Source organism: Acidovorax sp. KPB24-07 (genome assembly GCF_057543315.1).
Genome location: NZ_BAAJYS010000319.1, coordinates 1 through 3,861 on the forward strand (window position 1 = coordinate 1; position 3,861 = coordinate 3,861).

The 3,861-nt window shown below is 71.9% G+C and carries 3 protein-coding genes; all 3 read left to right on the forward strand.

Features of this window, described 5'->3' with window-relative positions:
* Positions 1–885: N-formylglutamate amidohydrolase (locus AC27IQ_RS20095; protein WP_487090544.1), on the forward strand; the 885-nt coding region annotated here is incomplete at its 5' end.
* 223 nt (positions 886–1,108) lie between these two features.
* A complete protein-coding gene (xopAC, locus tag AC27IQ_RS20100; protein WP_487090545.1) occupies positions 1,109–2,737 on the forward strand; it encodes a XopAC/AvrAC family type III secretion system effector in 1,629 nt (542 codons plus the stop codon).
* 143 nt (positions 2,738–2,880) lie between these two features.
* On the forward strand, positions 2,881–3,861 hold a 981-nt coding region (locus AC27IQ_RS20105; protein WP_487090546.1), incomplete at its 3' end, for a leucine-rich repeat domain-containing protein.

The window sequence follows — 3,861 nt, forward strand, 5'->3', positions numbered from 1 at the left end:
CCCGCCGTCGCCGCGGCTGCAGCGCCAGCGGCCATGTTCTCCGCCGTGCCCGGCCGCACGGCCCTGGTGCTCGATTCGCCGCACAGCGGCACCACCTACCCCGACGACTTCCGCGCCGCCATCGACCTGCCCACGCTGCGCCGCGCCGAAGACACGCATGTCGAGAAGCTCTACGCCTTCGCCCCCGCGCTGGGCGCGGCCTGGGTGGAGGCGCACTTTCCCCGCATCTACCTAGACGCCAACCGCGACACCACCGAGGTCGATGCCAGCATGTTCGAGGCCGGGTTCGACACCGCGTGGACCGATCCCGTCACCACCGATCCCGTCGTGCTGCAGAAGGTGCGGCTGGGCAAGGGGCTGATCTGGAAGTTCACGGACGAGGGCGTGCCCATCTACGACCGGCTGCTCTCCGTGGCAGAAGCGCGCGCACGCATCGACCGCTGCTGGCGCCCCTACCACGCGGCCGTGGCCCGGGCGATCGACGAGGCCCATGCCCGCCACGGCTACAGCATCCACATCAACTGCCACTCCATGCCCGCCGTGGCCGCCAGCCATGCCACGCTGCACCCGGGCCTGCACCATGCGGATTTCGTGATCGGCGATCGCGACGGCACCACCGCCAGCCCGGCGCTGTCGCAGGCGATCTGCGCCTTTCTGCGCGAGCGCGGCTACAGCGTGGACTACAACCACCCCTACAAGGGCGTGGAGCTGGTGCGCCGCTACGGCCACCCGGCGACCCACCGCCACAGCATCCAGGTGGAGATCAACCGCAAGCTCTACATGGACGAGCGCACGCTGGCCATCGAGCCGGCCGGTTTCGCGCGGCTGCAGGCCGATCTGCGCGCGCTGGTGGAGTGGCTGCTGGCGACCGATCCCCGGCAGTGAGGCGGCATTGACGCGGCATTGAAAGCGGCAGGGGCGCGCTGCGCTTTTTTGCAAGAGGGGAAGCGGCGCGGCTTGCGCGCGGGTCGCTTCGCATGGCGGGCATTGCATTCGCATTCCGGGCGGAGCGGAGCCGGCCGACTTCGTAGATTGCGGGTCCACTGGCCCGTCCCGCGGGCCTGCCCACCCCCTGCCCGCGACGCGCTTGCCGCGTGTCCGCCCTGCCATGACATCGCTTTCCACCCTGTTCAAACAGGAGCCGTTCACGCACCGCTCCGAAGCCCCGCCCTCCGCTGCGGTGCCATCGCCTCCCTCGCGCTCCACGCCGGCCTCTGCCGACACCCACGCCCAGGCGCTGCGATCGCGCGCGGTGGCCGCTGCACCGGGGGCGATACCGCCCCGCGCAGCGTCCTTCGACGCGGTTCGATGGAAGCAGGAGCTGCAACGCTGGTGCGACGCCGATCCGCACCGGGCCGTCTCGGGCCACCACGGGCTGTTCGGGCGCCTGCGGGCACTGGGACGCAAGGCCGGCGCCGGGAAGGGCGATCACGGCTTGCCGCTTTTGGCCGAGCACCGCGAGACGGCGATGCAGCGGTTGCTCGCTTGCCATGCGCAAGGCGCCGATGGCCGCACGCTCGATCTGAGCGGGCTGGGACTCTCCAGCCTGCCGCCGGGCCTGGAACGGCTGGCGCATCTGGAGGCGCTGGACCTGTCGAACAACACCGGCCTGCAATCCCTGCCCGAAGGGCTGGCCGGGTGCCGGAACCTGCGCAGCCTCACGGCCTGCAACGGCTTTGTCAGCCACGTGCCGCCCTCCCTGTTCCAGTTGCCGAACCTCGAAACGCTCGATCTGTCGGCCAACCCTTTTCTCAAGGCACTGCCGCAGGCCATGGCGCAAGCCCCCCGCCTGCGGGAGCTGCGCGTGCCGCATTGCGACGTGAGCCACCTGCCGCCGGGCATGGCGGACATGCCGGCGCTGCGGACCGTGGATGTGTCGCACAACCGCGGCCTGCACACGCTGCCGCCCGGCCTGCGCGAGAGCCACGTTGCGCTCGCACTGCAGGGCACGCCGGTGGCGCTCACGGACCGCTTGCTGCAGCCCGTGCCGTGGTCCCCCGGGCAGCGCGCCGCGCTGGAAACCCGCGTGGGACCACTGTCGAGCGCCTGGCGGGCTTGTGCGCCCTTGCTGCAGGACGGCAGCGCATCGCGTGCGGCGATGGATCAGGCGCGCAATGCGCTCTCTCAGGCGTTGCGCATCGACGGCGCGGGCACCGAGGCCGCCTGGGCCGATGCGGACGCGGCTGTGCAGCGCTGGCTGAGCCAGGGCCTGCCGATCACGACCGAGCGCATCCAGGAGATCGGCTGGCGCCTGAACGGCCGCCCCGCCGGCGGGGCGCAGCTGCGGGCGATGGAGTTCCAGCGCATCCCGGCCGATGCGCAGGGCCTCACCGGCAGCCACCTCGACTATCCCCCGGTCCGCGCACTGCCAGGCCATCTCGCCGCGTTGGACACCTGGCTGGCCCAGGGCGACGCGCCGGCTTCTCCGCTGGCGGCCACGGAGCGGGCCACGCTGCTGTACCGGGCGGTGGAGAGCCTGCGCCCCTTCGAAGAGGGCAATGGCCCGGCCGCGCTGATGGCGATGGACTGGGCCCTGCAGCAGCATGGGTTGCCGCCCGTCGCGCTGGACGCCGAAGCCATGACCGGGCAGGTGGCGACGGACGGGACGGTGGCCGACGGCGCGTTGACCGATGCGGCGGTTTTTGCCTCGGCCCCTGCCGGCGGCGTGCCGCACGCGCTTTTCGACGCCGTGGTGCAGGGGATGGAGGAAGCCCTTCGCACCCTGCTGCCGCGCTGAAATTTCGCATGCGCGGCCAAGGCATCGCATCCGCACCATGGCGCGGGGGGCGGGGTCCGTAGATTGGATACATCCCGTCGCAATTGGACGGGTTTGCTCCATCACCAACCCTTTCACCACGCGTTTGCCCGCGTGCCCATGCTATGAACGCGACCACCGACGTCCTTGCCCGCGTACCCCACAGCCCCGGTGCCGAGGGCAGCGCCGCGACCAGCGAGGGCGCATCGGCCTTCCGCTTCCTGCGCCGCCACCATGCAGGCCAGGGGCACGGCGCTGCCCGGGCCGCCGGCCGCGCTGGCACCGAAACCCCCGAAATGGAGCGCTGGATGCGCGAGCTGCAGGAATGGTGCGATGCCGATCCCAACCGGCCGCCGCCCCGCCAGCAGGGCCTGTGGGCCCGCATGCTCGGTCGCCTGCGCACCCCCGAAGCGGACCTGGAAGACGACGGTGAAACCGCCGCCACGTTCGCCGAACGCCGCCAGGAGGCGGTCAGGCGCGTGCTGGCCTGCCACGCCCTGGGCGAGGAGGGCTGGCAACTGGACCTGCGCGTGCTGCGCCTGTCCTCCCTGCCGCCGGGGCTGGACCGCCTGCGCCATCTCAAGCACCTGGACGTGTCGGACAACACGGGCTTTCACCGCCTGCCCGAGACCCTGGCGCTGTGCCGGGGTCTGCGCACCCTCACGGCGCGCAACTGCGTGGTCACCGAAGTGCCGCAGGCCCTGGCCTGGCTGCAGCACCTCGAAATGCTGGACCTGTCGGCCAACTTCAGCCTGCGCGAGCTGCCCGAATCGCTGGCGCAGGCGCCGCGGCTGGCGACCGTGATCCTCACGCATTGCGGCCTGCAGAACGTGCCCGAGACCATGGCCCGCATGCCCGTGCTGCAGCTGCTGGACCTGTCGCACAACCTGCAGCTGCACAACGTGCCGGCCGCCGTGCGGGACCATCCCGCCGTCGATCTGACGGGCACGCCCGTGGCGCTGCTGTCCAACCTGCTGCAGGCCCCCCGCTGGAACCCGCCGCAGCAGGCGCGCCTGGCCGCGCGGCTGGACGGCGTGGCCGTCGGCTGGCAGGAATGCCTGGGCGTGCTGCGCAAGAACGCGGGGCTGCGCGCCGAGGTGAACGCC